At 30.0% G+C, this 25,305-nt stretch carries 22 protein-coding genes; 2 read left to right on the plus strand and 20 right to left on the minus strand.

What is annotated here, in order from left to right; all coding sequences use genetic code 11:
* Positions 1 to 9: 9 nt before the first annotated feature.
* The 8 genes from ACZ5B9_RS10755 to ACZ5B9_RS10790 all read right to left on the minus strand — a co-directional run bounded on the left by ACZ5B9_RS10755 (position 10) and on the right by ACZ5B9_RS10790 (position 11,360).
* Positions 10 to 5,019 (minus strand): DUF5724 domain-containing protein, encoded by a 5,010-nt coding sequence (locus ACZ5B9_RS10755; RefSeq protein ID WP_464422583.1) that lies wholly within the window; start codon positions 5,017 to 5,019, stop codon positions 10 to 12.
* Between the two features lie 145 nt (positions 5,020 to 5,164).
* Positions 5,165 to 5,584 (minus strand): hypothetical protein, encoded by a 420-nt coding sequence (locus tag ACZ5B9_RS10760; RefSeq protein ID WP_464422584.1) that lies wholly within the window; start codon positions 5,582 to 5,584, stop codon positions 5,165 to 5,167.
* A gap of 131 nt (positions 5,585 to 5,715) precedes the next feature.
* Positions 5,716 to 6,819 (minus strand): metal ABC transporter permease, encoded by a 1,104-nt coding sequence (locus ACZ5B9_RS10765; protein WP_464422585.1) that lies wholly within the window; start codon positions 6,817 to 6,819, stop codon positions 5,716 to 5,718.
* A 3-nt stretch (positions 6,820 to 6,822) separates the two neighbouring features.
* The gene (locus ACZ5B9_RS10770; RefSeq protein WP_021769878.1) at positions 6,823 to 7,779 is read right to left on the minus strand and encodes a metal ABC transporter permease; all 957 of its coding nucleotides are present in this window, start codon (positions 7,777 to 7,779) and stop codon (positions 6,823 to 6,825) included.
* Position 7,780: 1 nt separating this feature from the next.
* A complete protein-coding gene (locus ACZ5B9_RS10775; RefSeq protein WP_021769879.1) occupies positions 7,781 to 8,557 on the minus strand; it encodes a metal ABC transporter ATP-binding protein in 777 nt (258 codons plus the stop codon).
* A gap of 157 nt (positions 8,558 to 8,714) precedes the next feature.
* Positions 8,715 to 9,650, minus strand: coding sequence for a metal ABC transporter solute-binding protein, Zn/Mn family (locus ACZ5B9_RS10780; protein ID WP_315288940.1), 936 nt, complete (start codon positions 9,648 to 9,650; stop codon positions 8,715 to 8,717).
* Positions 9,643 to 10,317 (minus strand): metal-dependent transcriptional regulator, encoded by a 675-nt coding sequence (locus ACZ5B9_RS10785; RefSeq protein WP_315288941.1) that lies wholly within the window; start codon positions 10,315 to 10,317, stop codon positions 9,643 to 9,645. The genes ACZ5B9_RS10780 and ACZ5B9_RS10785 overlap by 8 nt, the downstream gene beginning before the upstream one ends.
* Before the next feature lie 470 nt (positions 10,318 to 10,787).
* Positions 10,788 to 11,360 (minus strand): biotin transporter BioY, encoded by a 573-nt coding sequence (locus tag ACZ5B9_RS10790; protein WP_021769882.1) that lies wholly within the window; start codon positions 11,358 to 11,360, stop codon positions 10,788 to 10,790.
* Positions 11,361 to 11,539: 179 nt separating this feature from the next.
* Here ACZ5B9_RS10790 and ACZ5B9_RS10795 point away from each other — a divergent pair, with 179 nt between their 5' ends.
* Complete coding sequence (locus ACZ5B9_RS10795) at positions 11,540 to 12,760, plus strand: IS91 family transposase (RefSeq protein ID WP_464423964.1); 1,221 nt, start codon at positions 11,540 to 11,542, stop codon at positions 12,758 to 12,760.
* 200 nt (positions 12,761 to 12,960) lie between these two features.
* Positions 12,961 to 14,181: an IS91 family transposase gene (locus ACZ5B9_RS10800; RefSeq protein ID WP_464423964.1), complete on the plus strand. Its 1,221-nt coding sequence runs from the start codon at positions 12,961 to 12,963 to the stop codon at positions 14,179 to 14,181.
* Between the two features lie 293 nt (positions 14,182 to 14,474).
* On the opposite strand, the gene dnaJ is transcribed toward ACZ5B9_RS10800, so the two are convergent.
* From dnaJ to ACZ5B9_RS10860, 12 genes are all read right to left on the minus strand, one after another.
* On the minus strand, positions 14,475 to 15,644 hold the full coding sequence (gene dnaJ / locus ACZ5B9_RS10805) for a molecular chaperone DnaJ (RefSeq protein WP_464422586.1): 1,170 nt from the start codon (positions 15,642 to 15,644) through the stop codon (positions 14,475 to 14,477).
* Positions 15,645 to 15,727: 83 nt separating this feature from the next.
* A complete protein-coding gene (locus ACZ5B9_RS10810) occupies positions 15,728 to 16,216 on the minus strand; it encodes a phosphatidate cytidylyltransferase (RefSeq protein ID WP_464422588.1) in 489 nt (162 codons plus the stop codon).
* A 196-nt stretch (positions 16,217 to 16,412) separates the two neighbouring features.
* Complete coding sequence (locus ACZ5B9_RS10815; protein WP_464422589.1) at positions 16,413 to 17,294, minus strand: aldose 1-epimerase family protein; 882 nt, start codon at positions 17,292 to 17,294, stop codon at positions 16,413 to 16,415.
* Positions 17,295 to 17,321: 27 nt separating this feature from the next.
* Positions 17,322 to 17,468 (minus strand): hypothetical protein, encoded by a 147-nt coding sequence (locus tag ACZ5B9_RS10820; protein WP_464422591.1) that lies wholly within the window; start codon positions 17,466 to 17,468, stop codon positions 17,322 to 17,324.
* A 46-nt stretch (positions 17,469 to 17,514) separates the two neighbouring features.
* On the minus strand, positions 17,515 to 18,264 hold the full coding sequence (locus ACZ5B9_RS10825; protein ID WP_464422592.1) for a hypothetical protein: 750 nt from the start codon (positions 18,262 to 18,264) through the stop codon (positions 17,515 to 17,517).
* Positions 18,265 to 18,479: 215 nt separating this feature from the next.
* Positions 18,480 to 20,306 carry a molecular chaperone DnaK gene (gene dnaK / locus ACZ5B9_RS10830; RefSeq protein ID WP_464422594.1) on the minus strand — a complete coding sequence of 609 codons (1,827 nt, stop codon included), beginning with the start codon at positions 20,304 to 20,306 and terminating at the stop codon, positions 18,480 to 18,482.
* A 65-nt stretch (positions 20,307 to 20,371) separates the two neighbouring features.
* Positions 20,372 to 20,959 (minus strand): nucleotide exchange factor GrpE, encoded by a 588-nt coding sequence (grpE, locus tag ACZ5B9_RS10835; RefSeq protein WP_464422596.1) that lies wholly within the window; start codon positions 20,957 to 20,959, stop codon positions 20,372 to 20,374.
* Positions 20,960 to 20,983: 24 nt separating this feature from the next.
* Positions 20,984 to 21,994 carry a heat-inducible transcriptional repressor HrcA gene (hrcA, locus tag ACZ5B9_RS10840; RefSeq protein WP_464422597.1) on the minus strand — a complete coding sequence of 337 codons (1,011 nt, stop codon included), beginning with the start codon at positions 21,992 to 21,994 and terminating at the stop codon, positions 20,984 to 20,986.
* A 234-nt stretch (positions 21,995 to 22,228) separates the two neighbouring features.
* Positions 22,229 to 22,747, minus strand: a complete 519-nt coding sequence (locus tag ACZ5B9_RS10845; RefSeq protein ID WP_464422599.1) for a hypothetical protein — start codon at positions 22,745 to 22,747, stop codon at positions 22,229 to 22,231.
* A gap of 53 nt (positions 22,748 to 22,800) precedes the next feature.
* Positions 22,801 to 23,406 (minus strand): lysozyme inhibitor LprI family protein, encoded by a 606-nt coding sequence (locus tag ACZ5B9_RS10850; protein WP_464422600.1) that lies wholly within the window; start codon positions 23,404 to 23,406, stop codon positions 22,801 to 22,803.
* Positions 23,407 to 23,970: 564 nt separating this feature from the next.
* The gene (locus ACZ5B9_RS10855; protein ID WP_314294009.1) at positions 23,971 to 24,657 is read right to left on the minus strand and encodes an N-acetylmuramoyl-L-alanine amidase; all 687 of its coding nucleotides are present in this window, start codon (positions 24,655 to 24,657) and stop codon (positions 23,971 to 23,973) included.
* 142 nt (positions 24,658 to 24,799) lie between these two features.
* Complete coding sequence (locus tag ACZ5B9_RS10860) at positions 24,800 to 25,036, minus strand: hypothetical protein (RefSeq protein WP_026745314.1); 237 nt, start codon at positions 25,034 to 25,036, stop codon at positions 24,800 to 24,802.
* Positions 25,037 to 25,305 lie beyond the last annotated feature (269 nt).

Raw genomic sequence — 25,305 nt, forward strand, 5'->3', positions numbered from 1 at the left:
AAAATAGTATTACTTAATTTGTTCTAAAATAAACGGATCCTTTATTTTAGTGTCTTCTGCAAATAAAATGATTTTACTCATAATTTCAGCTGTTTTGGGATCTTCATCAACAAATGGTAGAAATATCCTTCCTCTATGCTGAGAATGTATTGGAAGTACATTTATTTCAGCTCCTGCTCTCTGATGAACTACTCCACTTCCCAAATGAACTGTGTATTCTGCACGTTCACCTTTTATTATAGCATGTTTTTCAGTAAATGTAATATTTTTAAGTTTAAATAATTTAAGATTAAACTCAACAATAGCTTTTCTCATTTCAACAGTCGAATGACTAGCTTCAGGATCAACACCGCCAACATGAGCTACACTTACAGCCAGATCCACATCTCTCATTACTTCTGTAAAGATTAAATCAGGAATATCATCTATAAGCATCGGTTTAAAGGTCTTTCTGTCGTAAAAACAAACCCATTCAAGTGTTGGAGCTTCAATATCAGATGGAGAAAACCAGTCTGCCATTGTATAAATTTTTGCTATAATATTATTTTTATAATAAATTTTTTGCAGCCCTTCTTCATAATCAGCAACCCATCTTCTATTTTTTAGTACAGCAACAGTTTTATTTGGCTGAATTTGATGTCCAGCATATCTTAATGAATTTTCCTTGCCTTTTTCATCCTGAGTTTTTATATAAATTTCTCTAAATATCTGTTTAAACGGCTGTTTTATCTGTTTTGTGAATAGGTCTTGCTGGTACTCGCTCCATTTTCCACTGTTATACAAATCAAGAGCATGAGCAATTTTTAACACTTGACTTTCTTCAAGTTCAAGAATTTCTCCATTTACAGTTACAAGAGTACCATCACTGTAGTAACCAAGATTGTTTTCAGATTTGAAAACAAGAGTGTCCAGCAATGGTGAAATTACAGGATTTTCCATTAGATTTTTTATTTCATAATTGTAGAATTCTGTACCGTCTTCCATTGCCTCTTCTAGCATTTTTTTAGAACGTCTATATTGTTCCTTCAAATTTTTATTAACTTCCTTAATTTCTTCAATATATTTATTTTTCTTTAGTTTTACTGGCATTGTTTTCAAAGTTTTTCCATTTTTTTCAAAAACTGTTTTAGTTTGCCCAAATTCATCAATTTTTATAAACACCGATATTTCGTCAATTATTTTTGGCTCAAAATATTTTTGCATTTCATTAATTAAAGCTGTTTCCATACTCCAAATTAAACGAATTACATCTGAATATCCAGCATTTCTTGATAAATTTTCAAGCGATATTTCAAATGCTTTTGCCTCGCTTGCCCGACGCTGAGCTCCAAACTGCTTACTTTCTTTTAGAAATTTCTGCAAAAATTTGTACCTATGAAGTAAATCTTTGTCACGAGCCTTTTTTAATGGAATTAATGAATAGCTAGCAACCAAGTCTTTATTTCTCTTGTCTTGAATCTTTGTTTCAGTTTCCTTTAATTTTAACTTTCCTTGTACAGCGTCTGCAAACATTCTTGCCCGTGAATGCTTTGCTCCATCTGATACATATTTTGCCGCCTCATAAAGCATCTCAAATCGTTTTTTCCCCAGCTCCTTATAAGCAGACTTGAACCAGTCAATGTCAAAAGCTCCCACAGCCAAATCTTCAACTGAAATAGGAGTATATTTGGCAAATAGACTTTCCATATTTTTAGACACATCACTTATATGAGCATGAAAATAGTAACAGGCACTTTCCATTCCTTTCCAGCCTAAATATCCCTGAATAAGTGATATCCAATGTGGTGCATACATTGCAACTTCTATAAGCCGCTGCTGACTGATTTTGCTTCCTTTTATTTTTTTTGCAAAAAGTTCACTGGTGTCATTTTTATTAGGCTGGCTATTTTTCAGAAGATGGCTCAAATTTGATTTTTTGGAATCATCGCTGTAATAGTAGGAATAATAACCACCTCTTTCCAGCTTTTCATTCCCCAGTGCCATCAAAATCTTGATAAGATTGTCAACACCTTTTACAATCGGTATCTGATGAATAGTATTCGAGTATTCAACAGGATTTTCTCCTCGTTTAAACTCTGAATCCAAAATATAGTCAATTACTTTTTGTCCCTCTATTTTAAAGAATTCCATAACTTTCTGTTCATCTTGATTTCTTTTAGAATCTTCATTATTATAAATAAAATTGCACAAAGTTCTTATATTGTCCTTTACATTTCCACGATTAAGCACTTCAATGTAAAACTCATCTTTTGCAATAATTCCTTTTGTTACAGCAAGAGCAAATTCATAAAGTGAAATCAGCTCACCATTTAATTCTCCATTTTTCTTTTGTACATAATTATACATTTTTTTATAAATTTCATATTTTAAGATAAACTGCTCATAAAATTCTTTCTCATCTGGATAATATTCCATAGTATTTTTAGCCTCTCGAAAAATTAGATTATTGTCAAAAATGCTTGAATACATTTCTTTGGCCTCATCTCTTTCCCAATGATTTTTCCCCTGCTTTGTCAAAATCTTGCTTTCATCCGAGTGATTGTAAACATAAGAAAATACAGTTTTTCCAAATTTATAACAATATTTTTTATTTTTTTCTTCATTTTTGTATTCATTTATAAGCAGATATATAATTTGAGATATTTTTCCAACTGAATAATAATATCCTTTATTTATCTCAAAATGTTTTAAATCATTATTTTTTCTTTGCTCAAATATTATTTTTTCAATTAGGTTATTTGCACCAAATCCAAGCATTTCATTCGTATAGTTTAAATATTCCTTTGCTGAAAATCTTTCCTTTGTAAATAAATAGACTTGGTACAGTGTTTCAAAATTCTTAATTTCTGTTTCATAAAATTCTCGCCATATTTCCTCCAGCGGATAATCCTCCAATTTCTGATTTCCATAATCGTATTTTCTATCCAAAGAAAAAATAGGAGAAAATGTATTAGAAAGCAAAGCTTCTTCTCCATAAACAGTTTTGTACTCATAATTTTCGTATTTTACATACAAATCGTTTAATTTTTTTACAATTTCCAAAAGTTCATCAATAGACTTTGTAAATATTTGTTTTATATCTAATTTTTTCTCTAAAAATTCTTTATTTTCAAAACTTGGTTCATAATTAATGTTATATTTGAGTTCCTCATTAACAGCTTTTTTCTCTTCCCTATTAATTTCACTAATTAAAACAATTTCACTTGAAGTAGGTTCTTTCACAAGTTTTACGTACTTCTTCAATGTTTTCATATCGTCTTTTTTCTCATTTTTAGCCTTCAAAATCAAGTCAAATGCGGCCAGCCGTTTATTTACATCCTTTGTCTTTATAAGATTTTCAACACTTTCATAAAATGCCGTTTTTTTCTGCAAATAAAGTAAATTAATCAGATTTTTACGAACTTCTGGAGTTTTTAACTTTAGCATTTCTTCCATTTCTTTACAATATTTTTGGACTAAATTATGTTTTTTAGCTATTTCAAAGGCTTTATTAGTTACTGCACCGTCTTTTAAACTAGCAATCACAAATTTTTCATGATTTTCATTCTCAAATTTTTGAGCAACAAGCTGTAGAATATCCTCTTTTGTATAATAATTAAGAAATTTCGCATAATCTAAAATTTTATCAATATACTCACCTTTCAAAAAGAGTGATATTATTGCCATTTTATCAACAATTGCTACTTTATAAAGCGTAACCGAATACCATGGGAAAATACAAGGAGAAAAATCTTTTCTAACTTTTGTCATTTGTTTAACTAAATTTTCAAGTATTTCAAAAAATTCTTTTGCCTCACCTTCATTGTCAAAAAAATCACTCAATTTAACTTTTCCATTATTTATTCTCTGAAAGATCTGATAAGTGTTTACATTTCCCACAAGATTACTTGAATAGCATGCATAAATTTCCAAATCATCAGGATTTTTTTGAATAACTTTTTTTGAAATTTTTTGAGATAAGTCTGGATTTTGAATAATATCAAGGTAGTAGGAAGCAAGCAAAACAGTGTGACGTTTTCCAGTATTTATAAGTTTTTTAATCGCTTTTACAGCCACCGAAATATCTTCTCTTCCCTTTTGCCAAAGCCCTAACAAAACTTCCACATTATCATCACTTTTCAAAAGCTCATCAGCATACTTTGGATTTTCCACAAGTTTATTTATAATCTCAATTTCCTTTTTACTAACCCTGTCTGCATACATTTCTCCAATTCCTGTCCATGTTGCCAAAGCTCTTTTTACTGATGAAAAACGTAATAAATTATTATCATACACAATTTTAAACATATAATTAAAGTTTTCCACCGTTCCACCATCCATCGTTTCACAAATAGCCTGTCGTAGCCCTTCCTGAAGCTTTGCAGCCAATAGTAATTTCCCAACTAATTCTACAAGCTCGCGATTATTTGACGAAAAAATTGCCCTAAAAGTTGTATAATCTAATACAAATGTATTGTTATCACTCAAAATCATTTCTTTCAAAAACTCAATAACTTCTTTATTGCCTCTATTAATTTCAGCTAAAAGATAAGATCCTGCGTCAATATTCCCATACTGTTTCGTATCATACTCTTTTTTCAAAATTTTCATAATATCCAATTCCAAAATATGGAATTTCACAAAACGTGTCAAAATATCCCACATATCCCGCAAATGATCTCTGTAATTCGAACTTAGTATCATTTTTCTATAATATCCTTTTGTATAAGGAGTTAGTACAGTTTGTTCACAAACTTCAATAAAAAGTTTTCTAAAATTCTTTCCAATCATCGCATCTAAGGCAGGATAAATTTCTTTTGGAAAAATATCTTCAAGCCTAACATTTTCAATATTTTTAATTTTCTTTTTTATTTCTGCAATTGCAAAAATTTCATATTCATATTCTCCAGTTTTGACAGTTCCTTTCAACGCATTTTCAATAAATTTTCTACTTTCTGGGTTTAATTTTTCCTTTTCCTTTGACAATTTCGTTCTGTAACTGTTTTTCAACTTGTCAGGAATGTTGTAATCTATTACCATAATAAATTCTCCTTATAAATTATTTTTTTAATTTATTAATTATATATTTACCTTAAAGTATGTTTTTTAATTTTTACGTTTTGTGTTACTTTATTTAGTAACGGCTTTTATAGTATTTTTTATTTTAGTAATTTTCAAATATTACTTACCACATTCTCCCCGCCAACATGGTAAGCCTAACAAATGTCAACTCATCATTCTCTTTTAAATTTATCTCACAATCAATCTCTCCCATTTCTTCATCATTTACAAAGACCCTGTAAATTCCATCTTCATAACTTTGTAATGTATTTTCAATCGCCTTTTCCAAATCTTGCTTTTGCTCATTATAATCTACCCCAAACGAAATTTTTCCAGCATCCGACAAATCATTAATTTTCTTATCAGTCAAATACGGAACAATGTCGTTTTCAGTATAGCCTTCATTAAATTTTTCCACATTTATTGTAACAAATTCTGTCAAAAGTTCCTTTACAGTCTTTATTCCTTCATTAATTTCGTATTCTTTCTTATCAATTTTATTTTTTTTCTTTCCAATTTGTTTTACATTTACATAAACTTTCATATTTTTTCATTCACTTTCATTATTTTTTTATATTTTATCATATATTCCTGTTATTTTACAGTGTGAAAGCTTTTAAAATACATCCGTATTTTTAATAAAAAATCAGCCTTAATATAAAGACTGATAACTAATTATTGCTTATTGTTTAGCTGTAAATATTTTTCTCCTTTTTCAGAAAGTTTATAAACTGTGCTATCTACATAAATATATTTTTCTTTTTTAGCTTTTTCAATAACCTTATTTAAAAATCCTTTATTCCAACGTAAATGATTATCAATGGTGTCAATTCCGCATTCATCTTTTTCCTGTTTTGTATTTATGTGGTTTGATAAATGGATTAGCAATATTCTAACAGAAAATGCCATTTTTTGAGATTTTTTTCGATTTATTGTAAAAATAAGCCCTTTTTTCGGAGAAAATATCAATGTCAAAAGGAAAATTATACCAATTGCAACTGCAATACTTCCTGCGATTGAAATGTCGAAAAGCCTTGCAAAGTGAAATCCAGCCACACTTGCTACAGCTCCCAGAACGATGCTTAATCCAATCATTACTTTTAACTTATCTGTCAATAAATATGCTGTAATTGGAGGCCCAATCATAAAGGCAACCACCAGTATTGAACCAACTGCCTCAAACGATGCCACTGCCGTCATTGATACAAGCGACATTAGCATATAGTGAATTAATACCGGCTTCATTCCAAGCGTTATTGCAAGAGCCTTGTCAAATACTGATATTTTTAACTCCTTGAAAAAAACAGTAACAAAAGATACATTTATTAAAAATATTACAAAAGTTGTAACTAGCCCTTTTGCAATACTGAAGCCAAATATCTGTACCCGATTAAACGGTGCAAATGCTAGTTCTCCCAACAATACTGAATCAACGTCCAAATGTACATTTCCAGCATACATTGAAATTAAAATTACAGCAATACTGAATAACAGCGGGAAAACCACTCCAATTGCAGAATCTTCCTTGACAAGCCTTGTCGAATTAAGAAGTTCCACAAGGTAAACGGTTAAAACACCAACTATTCCCGCACCTATGATTAGCAAAGGGGAGTTCAAATCATGAACTGCAAAAAATGCTATTACAATTCCAAGCAAAATAGTATGTGTTATCGCATCTGAAACCATCGCCATACTTTTTAAAACCAGAAATGTTCCCAAAATTGAGCAGGCACTTGCCACCATTATTGCAATTAACTGTATTTCAAATGAAAAATCCATAATTTATTTCCCCCTTTCCAAATTATTTATTTTAAAATTATTTAATCCAGCTTTTTTATTTTCAAGTTTTTCCCTAAATTCTTTTTTTCTTTTCTGATTTCTTATAATTTTAAATACAATCCCTCTTTTATTTGAAAAAAGAATACTAATAATCACGATTATGCTTATAATTATAACGATAACAGGCCCGGTAGGCAAATTGCTTTCACTTATACTAATCAAAGTTCCAAACAAACCTGATATTCCTCCAAAAAATGCTGCCAAAATTACCATGATTGAAAGTTTGTCTGTCCATTGCCGTGCAGCAACTGCTGGAGAAATAAGCATTGCACTTATTAAAATTACTCCTGCCGCCTGAATACCGATTATTACAGTAGTTACAATCAATACGGAAATCAATATTTCAATTTTTTTACTTGGAAATCCTAATGTCTTGGCAAAATCAGAGTCAAATGAAACAATTTTAAATTCCTTCCAGAAAAGAATAATTATAATTAGAAGAAAAATCCCAGTAATCAGGATAATATTTACATCTCTTTTAATAAATGTTGACGCCTGTCCAAAAATAAATTTATTTAATCCCGATTTATTCGCACCCGGCAATTTATTCAAGTAAGAAAGTAAAACTAATCCCAATCCAAAAAATACTGATAAAATCAATGCTAAAGCACTATCAAATTTTATTTTTGTATAATTTTGAATTAACTGAATCAAACCGATACATACAATTCCTGTTATTAAGGCACCAAGCAACAAAACTTCTGTATTTTTTACATTTGTAAATAAAAAAGCCAAGCAAACTCCAGGAAGTGAAGCATGAGAAACCGCATCTCCCAATAAACTTTGCTTCCGTAAAACAGCAAAACATCCAAGTATTCCAGAAACCATTCCAAGTAATGAACAGCCAAGTGCAACTGTCCTAAAAGTATGATCTGAAACAAGAAGATTTAATATATGCATTTTAATCCTCCTTTTCAATTTCAAGATGATTTTTATTATCTTGAGTTAATTTTTTACTTTTATATGTTTTTTCAATATTTTCAGGAGTAAAAATTTCCTCTACAGGACCAGAAGCTATAACAGAAACATTTATAAATGTTACGTAGTCAAAATAATCCTTTACTGTTTGTAAATCATGATGAACAACGATTACAGTTTTTTTCTCATCCCGTAATTTTTTTAGAATATTCACAATAGATTTTTCAGTTTTGCTGTCAACGCCTTGAAAAGGCTCATCCATAAAGTATATCTCTGCATCCTGCACTAAGGCTCTTGCCAAAAATACTCTTTGTTGCTGCCCACCAGATAGCTGGCTTATCTGTCTATCTGAAAATTCATCCATTTCCACTTTGTGAATAGCTTCCTTTGTTTTTTCCTTATCAATTTTTCTAACTTTCTTTAACCATCCAACTTTCCCGTAACGCCCCATTTCCACAACATCAAATACAGTAGTAGGAAAATCCCAGTCAACACTACCTCTTTGAGGCACATACGCTATTTTATCACGTACTTTGCTATATTTTTCATCATAAAACCTAACTTCTCCAGTAATAGGGTTTATCAAATCAAGCATAGCCTTAATCAAAGTCGATTTCCCCGCACCATTCGGTCCAACAATAGCCATAAGAATACCTTTTTTGATATCCAGCTCAACATCCCATAAAACAGGTTTATCCTCATATGCTATTGTTAAATCTTCAACTTTTATAATAACATCATCAGAAACATTTTGATTCATTTTACTTCTCTCCTAAATTTAAAAATTATAACATAGCAAAACAACTTTAAGGAATTTTTTTATGTTTTACATAATAAAAGGGGAGTGATAATTAAAGTTATTCTGCTATGTTTTTTTGAATTATTTTATATATAATTAATAAAAATAATTACCAATTTTATTTTAATGCATTTACAATTGTATCTGCATTTGCTTTAACTGTTTTAATATAAGTTTCAGTGTTATGTGCTTCATCCCCCAATGAGTCTGAGTACAATTCTCCACCTATTTTAACTTCTTTTCCTTTAGCTTTTACTGCTTCCTGAAGTGCTTCTATACTTTTTTTCGGAACAGAAGATTCTACAAATATTGCTTTTATATTTCTTTCAACTATGAAATTAGCCAAATCACTTATATTTTTTGTACCAGTTTCAGAATCTGTAGAAACACCTTGTATAGCTTTTACTTCTAGTCCAAATTGTTCTCCAAAGTAGTTAAATGCATCGTGAGCTGTTACAAGAACTCTGCTTTTTTCAGGAATTTCATTAATTCTTGTTTTTACATAAGTTGTAAGTTCATTTAGTTCGGCTTTATATTTTTTTAGGTTTTCTTTGTAGTAGTCGCTATTTTTAGGGTCAAATTTACTTAATTCAGCTTCTACTGCCTCAGCTTCCTTTTCCCATAATTCTGTATTAAACCATACATGCGGGTCAGGAGTATTTTGGTCAACTAGATGAATTTTGCTTTTATCCAGTTTGTCCCCAACATTTAATATATTTTTGTTTTGAGAAGTTAATTTTTCAAAAATTTCTGTCATTTTACCTTCCAAGTGCAATCCACCATACACTATAATGTCAGCATTTCCAAGTTTTTCAATATCACCTGCACTGGCACTATACAAATGCGGATCTACTCCTTCTCCCATAAGTCCTGTAACTTCGACTTTATCTCCACCAATCGTTTTTACAAGGTCAGTAAGCATTGTCGTTGTTGTGGTAACTTTTATTTTTTTACCTGACGAAGCTCCACTTTTACCGCAAGATATTAGTAGCATCATTGCTACACATACTGCAATTACTAAATTTAATTTTCTAAGTATATTATTTTTACTCATAATCTATTTCCTCCGTGTCTTCATTTTTTTTGTAAACTTTAATCATAGTTGCCGCTTTAAAAGCTACTGCTTTTTCATGATCTGCTTTGCTTTTTAAATATATTGGTCCGTCAAATGGATCCTTTTTGTCGACAATATATTTTTCCTTTAAATTTATATTCAAATCTCGTAGATAATCATATAATTCGATATTATCTTCGACACTTAATATAACAACTTCGTCATCTTCCTCAGCTTCAGACAAATTTATAATATTTTCCTCATTGAAGTTTTTTACATCATAAAAAATTGGACTGCCATGTGGACATTCTTTAGGGTAAAATAAGAATTTTTCCAGTTTTTGAAGTAACTTATTGCTTGTTACATGCTCCAAAATTTCTGCTTCCTTATGTACTTCCTCTTTATCATATCCTAACCTTTCAAACAAAAAAACTTCCCAAACCCTATGTTTACGTATAATGTCAAGTGCAAATTTATTCCCCTTTTCAGTAAGTTTTACTGTTTTTTTGTCAACAGTTAAATAATCATCGTTTACCAGCTTTTTTATCATTTCACTGACTGAAGCTGGAGATATATTTAAATATTCTGCAAGTTTTTTATTGGAATATTCCTTCTTTTTTTTCAAAGTATATATTCCTTTTAAATAATCTTCTATACTTCTGCTCATTCCAACTCCTTCCTTTTTTAGTTTGACCTAATCTATAAATTAGGTTTGCCTAACAACGTTATTATATTACCACTAAATACTTTGATTGTCAAGTCTTCTTCAATAATTTTTTTATATAATATACCAAGATACTTTAATATCACACTAATTAAAATTAATTTAAACATAAAAATAAAAAGCACATCTAATAATACCAGAATTTTTATCTGAATATTAAAAAACGTGCTTTGATTGAAAGGTTTGATAGGAGCTGCTATAATAAACTATTTATATACAACTCGTCTAAATCAATTCAAATTAATTTTTCTCCATTCATATTGTACAACATTTTTCAAAAATATAGTGTAACTTTGGTTACAAAAAAAAAACTCCCATTTAAATTTTTTAAAAACGGGAATTTTTTATATCAAGTATTCTTACTTTAATTTTAACTTCTTAAATAACTCATTTAATTAATTCTTTTTATTATACTATTTTCTTGGAATAAATTTCCATAATGTTGGCACAAGCAACGTTACAGCTGTTGATTTTAACGCATCTCCTGGAAGGAAAGGTAACACACCAATCATGAATACATTTTTACCTGTTACAAATAATGATAATTGCAATGCACCTAATGTCAAAATAATTGTACTAGAAAGCATTAATGAAAGAATTGTTTTTACGTAAGATTTTGTAACTCCTTTATCAGCTAAATATCCTAAAAGCATTGTAGAAACAATATATCCTAAAATATACCCTCCTGTTGGTGAAAATAAAGATCCTGCCTTAGCACCAGCAAAAACTGGGGCACCTAAACTACCTGCCGCAACATAGGAAAGTATAGTAGCAGTTCCTAATTTTCTACCATATAGCAACGCCATTAATGTGACTCCAAATGTTCCAAGTGTAATTGGTACTGGAGTATAAGGTAATGGAATCATAACTTGAGCCATTAAACTCAAAAATACTACTCCACCTAATACTAAAAGAACATTTCTAAAAATTTCCTTTTCTTTTGTTTCAATTTTAACAATGTTGTTAATCAATGCATTCTGTTTCATAAGAAAACCTCCATCTTTTTTGTTTATATTATTATTGTAACACTTGTAATATCAAAAGTCAATAAACTGATTTTTTATAATTTTAAATAAAGTTAAACTAAAGTTGTGAAGTTTATTAATTATTATGTCATAAAAAAAGCCGAATAGAAATTCGGCTGATTTTTTTGTATAATATATTTATGACAAACATTACACAAAATAAACTGAAATATATTTTCAGTGACAACAATATTTTACTAGATTCCTTAAAATTTTGCAAGAAAAATAATATTGGCAACAGTCACCTTGAATATATTAAACTTTCCATTGATAAATTTCTTGCCTGCAGGGATATTTCAAAAGGTTTTCTCAAGTTCAAATGTCCTCACTGTCCTGTTACACATTTATTCCCTATTACCTGTAAGTCTAAACTCTGTCCTTCTTGTGGTTACAAGTATTCTATGACATGGTCTGAAAATATTCAAAAACATATTCTCGATATTGAACACCGACATGTCCTTTTTACTATCCCTGAAGAATGCAGAAAGTTCTTCTTTTATGACAGATCTCTTCTGTCAAAACTTTCTGCCGCTGTTAACCAGGTATTCAAGTTCGTCTTTCACAATATCAGCAGGAAAAGAAAAAGAAAAAACAAAATTTCTGAACATTCCAAATATTACTTTACTGATTCCGATATTGTACATTACGGTCTCATTTCTGTCATTCATACTTTTGGCAGGGACTTGAAATGGAACCCTCATGTTCATGCCATTGTTTCATTAGGAGGTTTCAATAAAAATCTTGAGTTCAGGAAAATGAGATACTTCAACGTTGACACTATTGCCGGGCAATGGAAATACCATGTCCTTAAAATTATTGAAAACGGCAGCTATCCCAGCAAGAAGATTGAGAAAGACGCTAGAAATACTGCTACGAAGCTTTACAAGGAAAACAGAAGGTTTTTCTTTAACGTTGGAAATGGCGATATTAACAGCACAAAAGGCATTATTAAATATCTTGGACGATACCTTGCACGTTCCCCCATTGCTGAATACAAGATTACTGACATTACTGAAAAGGAGGTTACTTTCTTTTTTAACGACCTAGCTAATAATAAAAAGAAAACTTACATTACTATGCCTTCTGAGAGATTTGTTTCCCATATTTTAATTCATCTACCTCCTAAAAACTTTAAGATGGTAAACCGCTACGGATTTTATTCAAGACATATTTCTGACAGGCTTAAAGAGACAATTGACGCTTTCAGAAAAAATATTGTCGTGTCAAGATATTCATTTTATCAAAGGCAGATGTACAAGACTTTCGGGATGAATCCTTTTTACTGTCCAGCATGCAAGGTTAAAATGATTGTATGGGAATTTTATCATTACAGATATCCGCCCCTCAAAAAATACTATTAATATTTTATTAATCCAACTAGGTTGGATATTTTGTCGTAGACATTTATATATTTGTTTGACAAAAGAAGAGGAAAAGAGGCTGACGCCTCTTTTAAAATTATCAAATATATCAGTAAATAACTAAAAAATATGAATTTAATTTCCTTATAAATAAAAAAAGCCGAATAGAAATTCGGCTGATTTTTTTGTATAATATATTTATGACAAACATTACACAAAATAAACTGAAATATATTTTCAGTGACAACAATATTTTACTAGATTCCTTAAAATTTTGCAAGAAAAATAATATTGGCAACAGTCACCTTGAATATATTAAACTTTCCATTGATAAATTTCTTGCCTGCAGGGATATTTCAAAAGGTTTTCTCAAGTTCAAATGTCCTCACTGTCCTGTTACACATTTATTCCCTATTACCTGTAAGTCTAAACTCTGTCCTTCTTGTGGTTACAAGTATTCTATGACATGGTCTGAAAATATTCAAAAACATATTCTCGATATTGAACACCGACATGTCCTTTTTACTATCCCTGAAGAATGCAGAAAGTTCTTCTTTTATGACAGATCTCTTCTGTCAAAACTTTCTGCCGCTGTTAACCAGGTATTCAAGTTCGTCTTTCACAATATCAGCAGGAAAAGAAAAAGAAAAAACAAAATTTCTGAACATTCCAAATATTACTTTACTGATTCCGATATTGTACATTACGGTCTCATTTCTGTCATTCATACTTTTGGCAGGGACTTGAAATGGAACCCTCATGTTCATGCCATTGTTTCATTAGGAGGTTTCAATAAAAATCTTGAGTTCAGGAAAATGAGATACTTCAACGTTGACACTATTGCCGGGCAATGGAAATACCATGTCCTTAAAATTATTGAAAACGGCAGCTATCCCAGCAAGAAGATTGAGAAAGACGCTAGAAATACTGCTACGAAGCTTTACAAGGAAAACAGAAGGTTTTTCTTTAACGTTGGAAATGGCGATATTAACAGCACAAAAGGCATTATTAAATATCTTGGACGATACCTTGCACGTTCCCCCATTGCTGAATACAAGATTACTGACATTACTGAAAAGGAGGTTACTTTCTTTTTTAACGACCTAGCTAATAATAAAAAGAAAACTTACATTACTATGCCTTCTGAGAGATTTGTTTCCCATATTTTAATTCATCTACCTCCTAAAAACTTTAAGATGGTAAACCGCTACGGATTTTATTCAAGACATATTTCTGACAGGCTTAAAGAGACAATTGACGCTTTCAGAAAAAATATTGTCGTGTCAAGATATTCATTTTATCAAAGGCAGATGTACAAGACTTTCGGGATGAATCCTTTTTACTGTCCAGCATGCAAGGTTAAAATGATTGTATGGGAATTTTATCATTACAGATATCCGCCCCTCAAAAAATACTATTAATATTTTATTAATCCAACTAGGTTGGATATTTTGTCGTAGACATTTATATATTTGTTTGACAAAAGAAGAGGAAAAGAGGCTGACGCCTCTTTTAAAATTATCAAATATATCAGTAAATAACTAAAAAATATGAATTTAATTTCCTTATAAATAAAAAATACCCTAATCAATTAAGATTAGAGTACTTTTTTGAATTTTTTCATTTAATTTGAGTATTTCGTTTTTTATACAACATGTGTAATATACAAATTATTATTTTTTTCAACTCAAAATTTTAATCTAAGAAAACTTTTTTAATTTTCAAATTTACTAAAAAATCTTTTTATTTTATCTTTAAACGAATGTGCCTTTTTGTAATTTTTCTTATTGTCAAGCGAGCCATCAAATTCACGTAAAATTTCCTTTTGTTTATCAGTAAGATTTGTTGGAGTTTCCACTTTTATTTCGACAATTTCATCTCCTCTATTTTCACTTCGAGCATATTTAATTCCTTCATTTCTCAATCTAAATGTTTTTCCATTTTGAGTCCCTTCAGGAATTACTATTTTTTTCTTACCACTAAGTGTAGGCACTTCCACTTCTCCACCTAAAATAGCCGTTGTCATTTTTAAAGGCACTTCACAATGAATATCATATTCACTTATTCTTTCAAAAATATCATGCTTTGCAACAGTTATATGCACTCGCAAATCCCCAAAGACTCCACCATTTGCCCCTGCATCTCCACACTCTCTTACTACTAATCTTTGTCCAGTCTGAAGTCCTGATGGAAATCTTACCTTTTTTGTAAATATTTCTCTTTCCAATCCTGTTCCATGACAAGTATGGCATTCTTTTTCAGGAATTTTTCCTGTTCCATGACACTTGTCACATTCATGTATTCCACTTGTCATACCAAACAATGTTCTCTGCTGCACTCTTACATGTCCCGAACCATTACATTTATCACATGTTTTCATACTGTGTCCTGGTTCAGCTCCACTTCCGTGACAAGTTTTACATTGCCCATTTCTTTTATATTTTAATTCTTTTTCTGTACCAAAAGCCACTTCCTCAAGAGTCAGTGTTAAATTGTATCTTAAATCATCTCCTTGATGCACTCTTGGTTCTTGACTTCGACTTCTTCCACCAAAAAAACTATCAAAAATATCTCCAAAACCTTCAAACTCAAAGCCACCAGCACCTCCAAAGCCTCCAAAGCCTTGTCCCCCAAAGCCACCTGCTCCAGCTCCACCATTTTCAAATGCTGCATGTCCATATTGATCATACGCCGCTTTTTTTTGCGGATCGCTTAACACTTCATTTGCTTCCTGTACTTCCTTAAATTTGGCTTCAGCTTCAGGATTATCCTTATTTCTATCTGGATGATATTTTTTTGCCATACTCCTATACGCTTTTTTTATATCCTGTTCCGAAGCGTTTTTAGGTACGCCAAGCACTTCATAATAATCTCTTTTTGCCATTTTTTATCTTTTATCCTTTCCACTTCTGCAAATTTTATTTTTATCTATTATTTTTATTTTAAATTATACAAAAATATAAACTATCAAATACTCATTGCAAGACCTACTAATCCAAAGAACAACCACATTCTATCACTAATAGCTTCAAAACTTGTTAATTCCCACCATATTGTTGGTCGCTCTAAAAACAACATTACTACAACAATCACAATAAGTACATATAAAACTCCTCTTAAAGGATCCTTTCCTTTTTCTATTTCCTTTACTTTATGAAAAATTGAACTTATTGAAACAAATATATAAGCTCCGAATAAAAATGATTTTAATCCTGAACCTACTCTTAACAAATGAATTATTGCAAAAAATGCCACATCTGCAACGCCATTCTCAAATCCTGGTTTCACTGCCTTATACATAAGAAAACACATTATTAAGACACTCATGAAATAAAAAAATATAAATATATGAATTCGTGGAAAATTTGATGCATATCTAGAAACTAATATTCCAAAAGAAATTGCACCTATCAAATTTGCAATTCTACTCATTCTTTCCTTAAGTGTACCTGTCATTTTCACATCCTTCTATTATAACATTCCACAAATATTCTCTAATTATTAGGAATTTATAATTTTTAAGTTTATATTAAACCTTAAACACCTCTAAAAATTATAATCATTTAATAATTGGTTTTAAAGCTAATTAAACATATTATAACCTAATTTCCCAAGAAATCCAACACTAAATTTGAGTTTTTTCAATTTTTCGTTATTTTTTACCTTTTACAATTAATTTTGCAAAAAATTCACCATCTTTTTTCAATTTCAAAATCCCTGTTTTTTCTTCCAATTTCCCACTTGCATTCTCAAAATCCGAAATTCCATACCAAGGCTCTATGCACACAAACGGAGCTTTTGGCTTGCTCCAAAATGCAATATAAGGAAACCCTTTATATTCAACGCTAAGTTCCTTAGAATTTTTACTATTTTTTATCGTAACCTTTTCTGATTTCAAATCATCAAATACTATCGCATCATTATCAAACACAGTTTCAGTAATATGCAATTTATTTTCATTATTCAAACAATCAGCTTTTTCATCAAAAACTAACCCATTATCAGTAAGTTCATATTTCTGAGAAGTTTCATTTTTCTCAAATTCCAAATAATAATCACTCAATTTTATATCATCATTTACATCAAGTGCAAATGCAGGATGTGTTCCAAGTGAAAAATACATATCAGAATCATTCTTATTCACAACATTATACCCAATTTCCAGAGTATTTCCAGCAATTGTATAAGTTATAAACAGTTCAAACTCAAACGGATACTTCTCTAAAGTTTCCTTACTAGAAGAAAACCTAAATTTCAAAGAATTTTCAGTTTTCTCAACCAGTTCAAAATCCTCAGTCCGAGCAAACCCATGCCGTGTAGAAATTTTATACTCTTTTCCGTTGTAACTATAAGCCCCATTTTTTATAGTCCCAACAAATGGAAACAGTACAGGCGAGCTGGCAGCCCAAAACTCAGGATTCCTGTCCCACATAAACTCTTCTCCATCTACTTTGTAACTTCGTAATTCCGCTCCTCTATCTGCAACTGAAATTTCAACATTCCCATATTTTAGAGTGTTTATTGTACTTTCCATCTTCAACACATCCTTTTTTAAAGATTTTTATTTATTTTGATTTTTCAATTTTTTGATTTTATTATTGTACCGAATTTCTTTGCCAACCTCATTATACCAGTCTAAATTTATTTTTTCATATTCCCTTTTGTAATTCGAAAATAATTTTTCAATATTACTCATTTTTTTATTCATTTGTTCTTTTCCTAAAATTTTTATCGTAATAACCTATTTTCTTTCTCTATTCATTAGTACTATTTTTATTTTTAGCATCTGTCAATTTAAATATTTCTCCAAATGTTAAAAAAAAGTATTTACTAAAAAATTTAAAAAAACTAAAATCTGGTATTATTTTTATGTAAACAAATAGCATTGTTATTAAAATTCCTAAAATATTAATTACAAGTAGCAAAAAATAACTTTCAAATGACTCTTCCATATTATCTGAATCTGAAAAACAGGACAAAAAAGCTGAAATAATCAGAGGAACCAAAAGAAGTCCTCCAAATATACTTATTATCCATCCAATTAGGTTACCTAACCATTGAGCAACTCTAAGCATCATTAGTATTATTACAGGCAACATAATTACTAAAATTTTAAAATGCTTCTTTTTAAAATTTTTATATTTTTTAAATTTCCCTTTTAAATAGTCTCTCAAAAAATCTTTTAATATTGTTACACAAAGAAAAGAAAGAGAAAAATCGAATAATGTTTTATATAACTCTAAGTTGTCAACATTAACCATTTCTAAAAAAACATTTTTATTAACAAGTTTTAAATTACTAATTTCTCTAAAAAAACAAATCTTGTCTATATAAACCATTAATTCTTCAATATATTTTAATTTATTAGTTTCCTGAATTATTAAAAATCTAAAACTTAATATAATTATAATTAACATCATATATTTAAAATGTTTTCTTATACATTCAGAACATTTCCTTAAAAATTTTGCTACTCTATTTTTAAAAGTTTTAATTTTTTTCATGCTACATTTTCCTTTCTTAAATTATAAAAGTTAATCTCAATTTTTATAATTTTTTCTTTATTATAGCATTTAATCAAGAGAGTAGCAATTTTTTTTGATTCTCTACAAGCCTCTATTTCCAAGTGTTTAAGTGTATTTTGATTATTTTTTACAAAAGAAGGAGAACTAATTCCCCTTCTCAATCCTATTTTTTACTTTAAATTTCTATTTCTTAATTAATCCACAACTTCTGCATCTTCTACATCATCAGCACCAGAGTTGTTACTTTCTCCAGCTGTTTCTCCGCCTTGTGCTGCTTGTTGTGCTTGAGCTGCTTCTTGGTACATTCTTGTTGCGAAACCTTGAGAAACTTTTGATAATTCTTCAATTGATTTTCTGATTGCTTCTACATCGTCGCCATCTTTTACTTTTTTCAATTCTTCGATTGCTTTTTCGATGTCTTCTTTTTCAGTTCCTTGAAGTTTATCTTCGTTTTCTTTTATAGTTTTTTCTGTTGCGATTACTAATTGGTCAGCTTGGTTTCTTGCTTCTACTAATTCTTGGAATTTCTTATCTTCAGCTTCGTGTGCTTCGGCATCTTTTTTCATTTTTTCGATGTCGTCTTTAGATAAGTTAGAACTTCCAGAAATTGTTACTGTGTTTTCTTTTCCAGTTCCCAAGTCTTTTGCAGAAACGTGTACAATTCCGTTTGCATCAATGTCGAATGTTACTTCGATTTGAGGCACTCCTCTTGGTGCAGGTGGAATATCGTTTAAGTTAAATTCTCCTAATTTATGGTTGTCAGCCGCTCTTGCTCTTTCCCCTTGCAATACAACTATTGATACTGCTGGCTGATTATCTGCCGCTGTTGAGAATACTTGTGATTTTTTAACAGGAACTGTAGTATTTCTTTCGATAATTTTAGTAAATACTCCTCCCATTGTTTCAATTCCTAATGATAATGGAGTTACGTCTAATAATAATACGTCTTTAACATCTCCCATTAAAACTCCACCTTGAATTGCCGCTCCTGCCGCAACTACTTCATCAGGGTTGATTGATTTGTTAGGTTCTTTTCCTAAGAAAGATTTTACCCATTCTTGAACCGCTGGAATTCTTGTAGAACCTCCAACTAATAATACTTCATCAATATCGCTAGGACTTAAATCAGCATCTTCTAACGCTTGTTTTACTGGTCCTTTAGTTGCTTCAACCAAGTCTTTTGTCAATTCATCAAATGCCGCACGAGTCAATTTTTTCTCCAAATGTTTAGGCCCTGTTGCGTCCATTGTGATAAATGGTAATGAAATTTGTGTTTCTAGTGTAGTTGACAATTTTTTCTTAGCATCTTCTGCTGCGTCTTTCAATCTTTGAATTGCCATTTTATCATTTCTCAAGTCAATTCCAGTTTCTTTTTTAAATTCATCAGCTAACCAGTCAATAATTTTTTGGTCAAAATTATCTCCACCTAAGTGGTTATTTCCAGAAGTTGAAATAACTTCCACAACTCCATCTCCAATTTCAAGCACAGATACGTCAAATGTACCTCCACCCAAGTCAAATACTAATACTTTTTCTTCTTTTTTCTTATCTAATCCATAAGACAATGCAGCCGCTGTTGGCTCATTTATAATTCTTTGAACTTTAAGTCCTGCTATTTCCCCAGCATCTTTTGTAGCTTGTCTTTGTGCATCTGTAAAGTATGCAGGCACTGTAATTACAGCTTCTGTTACTTCTTCACCTAAGTAAGCCTCAGCATCTTTTTTCAATTTTTTAAGAATCATTGCTGAAATTTCTTGCGGTGTATAGCTTTTTCCGTTAATATCAACTTTATAGTCGCTTCCCATGTGAGTTTTAATTGAAATTACAGTTGAATCAGGATTTGTAATAGCCTGTCTTTTTGCAATTTCTCCTACAATAATTTCTCCATTATCTTTAATGTTTACTACTGACGGAGTAGTTCTTCCACCATCAGAATTTGGTATTATAGCAAAGTTTCCACCTTCCATAACTGCCACGCAGCTGTTTGTTGTCCCTAAATCTATTCCTATTATTTTACTCATATCTATCATTCTCCTTTATTATCAATTTTTTATAAATTTAATTTATTTATTTTTTATTTCAATTTTTATTGTTTCTTATTAACCGTAACCATCGCAGGTCTTACAACTTTCCCTTTCATTTTGTACCCTTTTTGGAAAACTTGCACAACCACGTTGTCATCTAATTCCTCTTTATTTTCAGTAATCATTGCTTTATGTTCGTAAGGATCGTACTCTTTTCCTGCTGCTTCAATTTCTTCTACGCCTTCTTCTGTCAACAGATTTTTTAGATTATTCAAAATCATATTAACTCCTTCGATTAATGAATCAAAGTTTTGACTTTCCTTCGATGCGTCAACCGCTCTTTCCAAATTATCTATATTGTCAAGCAATTTTACGATAATTCCTTCAGAAGCGTATTTTCTCATTTCAGCAACTTCGTTTTCTTTTCTTTTTGTGAAGTTTTGAAATTCAGCTAACTTTCTTGTATATGAATTTTTCCATTCTTCAAGTTCAGCTTCTAATTTCTTTACTTTATCATCACAATTATCAGAAGTTTCTTCTGCACTTTTTTCAGTTTCTTGATTTTCTACATTTTCATTTTGCTCTTCAACCGCTTCATTCTGTACAGCTTCACCTTCCAAATTTTCCTTTTCCAAATCTTTTTCCGCCATTTAAAAAACCCACTCTCCTTCTTATTATTTATTTTTTTGATTTAATAACTGATTTACTTCTTCTGCTACATATTCAACGAGTCCAACCGTCTTTGAATATTCCATTCGTTTTGGTCCAATCACACCAATAATTCCCTTCGCATTATTAAGCGTATAAACCGAGAATACAAACGAGAAATCTTCAAGCCCTGCAATGTTCAAATCTTCTCCGAAAATTACATTAACTTCTCTATCCTTAAATTCCTCCATCTGTAAAAACTGTGCAAACACGTTCCGCAAATCATTCGGATTATTAAACAGTTTTACACGGTTTATAAGGTTCATTACATCAGATGCATTGTTTTCAATGAGATTCGTTCCGCCTTCAAAAAATAATTTTCCTTCTTCAGAAATTATATTATCCTGAAAATCACTTTGCATAAATAAATTTGTATTCGTGAAAAAATCCTTTAAGTCAGATAATGTAAAATACTTACTGTTCGCAATTTTTTCATTTAAAAAACTATTTATCGCTTCCACTTCATTTTCAGTTACAGGATTTTCTAGAAAGATATTTAAATTTTTTGTAAGGGAAGAATCCATTACAACTACAGCAAGTACAGTCGTTTCATTAATATGTACCAATTTTACCTTTTTTACACCTTCCTGCGTAAACGCCGGCTCTAATACAACCCCGGCATATTGACTAATTTTTGACAATAATCTGGATGTTTCCTCAAATATCGTATCAATTTGATTCATCCTCTTATTGTACGCCTGCATAACCTTCGCCTTTTCCTCCTGAGAAATATCTCTAATTTTCAAAAGCTCATCGACATACAGCTTATATCCTTCACTTGTCGGAATACGTCCAGAAGATGTATGTGTTTTTACAATTAGGCCCTTATCTTCCAAATCTGCCATTGTATTTCGAATAGTGGCCGAAGACACTCCAATATTGTACTTTTTCTCAAGTGTCCGTGATCCCACACTCTCACCAAATTCCAGATAGTGCTTGATAATAGCCTTTAAAATCAATTGCTCCCTATCATTCATCTCGGCACCTTCCTTTTTGTTGTTAGCACTCTCTAGGTTAGGTTGCTAACTATAGATATATAATATTACATTTTTTTAAATTTGTCAACACTTTTTTTAAAAATTTTTTCATTTTTTCAGAAAATTTTTATAATATTGAGATAAGTATTATAAATACTAGATTCTATCAAATTTATATTCTTAAATTATTGTTGCAAAAAAATAAGGCTGTTAAAAAAACAACCTTTATCAATTTTAATTATATAAACTCTCATTTAGTTCATCTGGAAAATCATAAGTATTGACATAACCTGCTCCATCTACATACCAATTACCATCTATATTTACTATTTTTACATAAGTATTATGAACATTTCGAGATCTTAACAACACATATCCTGTATCTTCATCGTAATATATTGCTTTATATCCACCACTTGTATCTGGATCTTGTCCAGTTAATATCCACTCTCCATCCATAGGAACCCCTAAATACTCTATTGGCATTGTTCCTCCATCCCAATCAAAATTATTGCGATATTCAACTAACTCTTCATAAATGTTTCTAAAATTTTCGGTAATATTTGAATTTTTCAAAACCCAATTATCACTATTACCATTTCTAATTCTAATAGAATAGCCATTAACAAAATTTTCTGCCACTTTTTGTGGTGTATTACTATTATTACTTGCCACCTTCTTTTTTGTAGCACCATAACTTACTACATTTACTGTTAAAATTAATGTAATTAGCATTAAAATTAGTTTTTTCATAATTTAATTCCTCCTAAAATTTATTTATTATTCTATAATTTTTAATAATTTACTTAATTATGTAAACTATCATACATTCTTGCAAGTTCTATAGTCCGAGCTTTTACCATATCAATTTTTGTTCCAATTTTTTTTAACTGAACTATACTTCCACATCCATTTTCTCCTTCTTCTCCACATTCTTCATATATTATTTTTTTGGTTTTATTAACCATTCCTTTTAACCAAGCTCTTTCCTCATTTCGCAATTTTGTTTTTTGACTGTCTGGCAACTCTGACATAAGAAGTTTATAAACTTTATTCAATTCTTTATCCCATGTTTGATACGCGACTTCAGCTTGATAATACATTTGACTATCAGAACCCTCGAATCCTGTATCTTGAACTGAACTCATTCTACTCATCAATTCAGCTTCATAATTTGTACTTTTCTTAGCAACTACTGATGCAGGTGTTTCTTGTGAAGTTGTTACTTGTGCCATTTGTTGTTGTTCATTTTGTGTTTTTATCATTTCCTGTTTTGTTTTTTCCTGTTCTAATTTGACTTTTGCCTGCAATTCCTGTGTTTTAATATATGAACTATATATTAAAAACGCTCCTCCTAGAAAAAATGTAAATATTGCAGTACATACAATAATTAACGTAGTCTTTTTATTCATAATTATTTTCCTTTCTGTTTTTTTACAATCTTTAAAATAAATTTCCATTTATCCGATTTTATGAAAACAACAAAATTCCTGTTAATAAAAATATTCCTAACATTAGTTTTTTCATAATTAATCACTCCTTTATAAATACCATAAAATTATCAAAATAAAATATTTATCAAACTTAATTTTGCTCTTAATTTCTACCAAACAATAAAAAATACAAATATTTCTCAAATGTTTTTACATAAAAAACTAAGCCTTTTATATTATACCCCCCCCCATTTGATTTTTATTTTAATAAAATTAAATAAAAATTAATTTAAAAAGAAAATTAATCTTTTTTTACACTTTTTCATATATTTTAAAACAAAATTCTAAATAAAATCACATTTTATCATAATTTTAAGTATGTTTTAGAATAAAAATACCTTAAATCTAAAATCAAATCTCATATTTTTTAATTATTTTTCTCAAAAAAAAAGACTATTTTAGCCTAATCACTAAAACAGTCCTTATATCTACACATTATTAACTTTAATTTTTTTGTCTTATGAAATTTAGAACTTTTTTATTTTATCTTTCTCTAAAATATTTATCAATTCCATTCACAATTCCTTTTACCATTACATTTTGAAAATCTGGAGAAGCCATTTTTCTATCTTCTTCAGGATTTGTCATAAATCCCATTTCTAGTAATGTATTTGTAACTGTTGACCAGTTTGTTCCTGTTAAATCATCTCTATAGGCAACCCCTCGACTTTTAAATCCAGTTGCTTTTGTATATTCTGACAAAATAGCTCTTGAAAATCTATCGCTTGACTTTTGTACACTTCTTGTATGTGGATTTTTAGCTGATGATGTAAGTACAGTTGCACCTCTAGCACTGCTTCCACCTGCATCCGCATGTAATCTCAAGTATACTGAACACCCTGCCTTATTTGTCATCAAGGCTCTTTCCTTGTTACTTATATTTACATTATTTGTTTCTCTTACCATAAATACAGAATATCCTTTGGCCTTTAAAGCATCTCTTAATTTTAATCCTATTTCTAATGCCAATTGATACTCAGTTTTTTTAGTCGCAACACCTTTTGTTCCATAGGCTACTTTTGGTTTTCTTTTGCTTGAGCCTGGCGCTATCTCTTCCGTTTGCATATTTCCCTTAGCTTGATGTCCTGGATCAATGCATACTTTTTCAGCCGCACTCATTAATCCTGTTACGCTACTTAATAAAATAGCCAATTTAAATAACAGTTTCATTATTATTTCCTCTTTTCCAATATTTTATTTATTTTTCAAATTTTTTAAACATCTCAATTTATCATAATAATTTAATTTTCATGTCTGGAAAAATAATTAAAAATTATTGAATTTTTTTATACAATTAAATTATAGAACTTATCTAATAAAGGTAAGATGATCCTGTGTAGTATAAATTTCTGTATCCACTTCCTTCAAAGTATACTCTATAAACATCCCCAATTCCAAGTCCTGAGAACGGGTATCCTCTAAAATTAAATCTTTTTCCAGATTCAAGGCTCACACAAGTATTACCTGATACTATTCTGCAACGTTCTACATATCTTGAAAAACCAAGTACACCAAATAATAAAAATATTGCTAATATTAGTTTTTTCATAATTAATCACTCCTCTATAAGTTTTCCGAAATGCAAAATTGAGATGTTTAATGTTTCATTTTATGGTTGACTTTCCAGACACTTCAATCACAAATTTTATCAAAATTTTCGATAAACGAAAACCATACTATTGTAAATTATACCCTAAGTTTATTTGATTATGTTTTATTTATCATTAATGAATAATTAATTTTTTATAAGATTTTAATATCCAAATATTTTTAAAACTAACTATTATTATATTTAAGTTCTTTTAAAAAAACTCTTAC

The organism is Leptotrichia sp. SK-5 (assembly GCF_055387215.1).